The organism is Oleiphilus sp. HI0061 (genome assembly GCF_001635675.1).
Genome location: NZ_LWFE01001794.1, coordinates 1 through 1,675 on the forward strand (window position 1 = coordinate 1; position 1,675 = coordinate 1,675).

A 1,675-nucleotide genomic window follows, 5' to 3' on the forward strand; every position below is an offset into this window, starting at 1 on the left:
ATATCGTACATTTCAGTCATACCGACAGGTGCGGAAAACGCTGCGTCTCCGGCTTCAAGCGTATAAAATGCCACCAGCATTCCCCCCGAGCCTGAAGTATTGACCGACGGTGCTGTCACACTGGACCAACTCATACCTACGCTAGAATCTTCATCATCTATTGGTGTGGAGGTATCGACACCTCGAAAGACAGACATACCACCTATATACCGCCGATTCCGATTGCCATCAAAATCAAAGTTATACCCGGTCCCAGCGTCGCCAGACGTAGCCAGGCGATAGTACAATGATTGGAGTACATCATCGTCTCTGTCTTGAGAGCTAATCTGAGTCCAACCAGCTGGCGCTGTCACCCCATCACTACCACTTCTGTTTCGGATAGTAATCTGCACCAATAACAAATCATTTTCTTCAGCACTCGCTGGTACAGTAAGAGTGACATCATCGTTATTGCCATCTTCAGTCGTACTAGCTACAAAAGTAATTGCAGAATGAGCACTACTAGCGAAAGTAAACAGACAGACAATCACACATATACTTGTAATAAGTCGGAACAATAACAAAACATCCTTATCAATCATGAGCCCTCACCTGCACCGAACGAGTCGCCTGGTCCAAACCACTTCCACAGGTCGCTGTGCTTGTAAATGTCATATAATTTGTACCTGCCACCGTATCAATTCGGCAAATCAGTTGTGCAATGCAGTTATCCAAGCCAGGGTTACTCCCTCCTGCATCAAAGTCCAGATACCCCATTGCATCATTACAAGTTGTCCCACCAACGAACACTCTGTTTAGCGCTATCTGAGCACCGCTTTCCGCCGCGTAAAAGGCTCGTGTAGATTCAAAGTCTTGAGCAAAGCCCATACTGGAATCTTCAGCCAGATCACTCATTGCCAAAACGATCAAAGCAAGAATAACGATCAAAAATATTGTCGCAGGAAGTCCAATACCTCGCTGCTTAAGGTGTAGTTGTCTAAAGTGGAGTTGCCTAGGGTACATTGCGAATTTGCACCTCTTGATTTACGGCCTGGAGTTCACCATTACTACCTGTAACACTGTAAGCAATATTTACCACAGCATTACGAGTCAGGCTGGCGTCTGTATAAGCAAAGCTACCTAAATTCGCACCATTTGCCATGACAGTTTGCTTGTTGGTATCAGGGGTCGAATCAAAGCCATAATCAAAATAACGATAGAGAAAGCCACCGCTAAAACAAAACATCACGGGGTCCTGACTAATAAACAAACGCTTAGTTGGGGAGTCACTGACAAATTGATGGCTTGATTGTAAGTTAATCGTCAAAGCACCGGCTGTTGCGCCGGCAGTAATACTAGAAAGCAAGCTACTAATTACGCGCTGGCTTCCAGATAGGTCATAAACATCACTGACGGCATTACTATAAACGGCCACTCTGTCCTGGCTAGTATCGACACTTGCATCCACGTAGCNAGCAAAAGGTACCACCTCGAAACTACTGGCCCCACTTAAAATCGGCACACTTAAATAGTCCGTTGCAGCGACAGTGGGAATAAACTCAATACATGAGCCGCCACTAAGCGTTTGAATACTATTCGGTAAAGCTAATCGTAGTTCTCTACTTAGCTTCTCTGATACCACCCAAGCAATGGCAGATATTTTACCGCGCTCAGAGGCATCGATCATGCCCTCCGT

Annotated in this window: 2 protein-coding genes; both read right to left on the reverse strand. The window is 45.8% G+C overall.

Translation table 11 applies throughout. The features are described from left to right. Positions 1-581 (reverse strand): hypothetical protein (locus tag A3735_RS27365; RefSeq protein WP_156499967.1); only part of this gene is annotated, 581 nt, incomplete at its 3' end. After that, a complete protein-coding gene (locus A3735_RS27370) occupies positions 574-1,002 on the reverse strand; it encodes a hypothetical protein (RefSeq protein WP_068508270.1) in 429 nt (142 codons plus the stop codon). The genes A3735_RS27370 and A3735_RS27365, both read right to left, overlap by 8 nt. Positions 1,003-1,675: the final 673 nt, after the last annotated feature.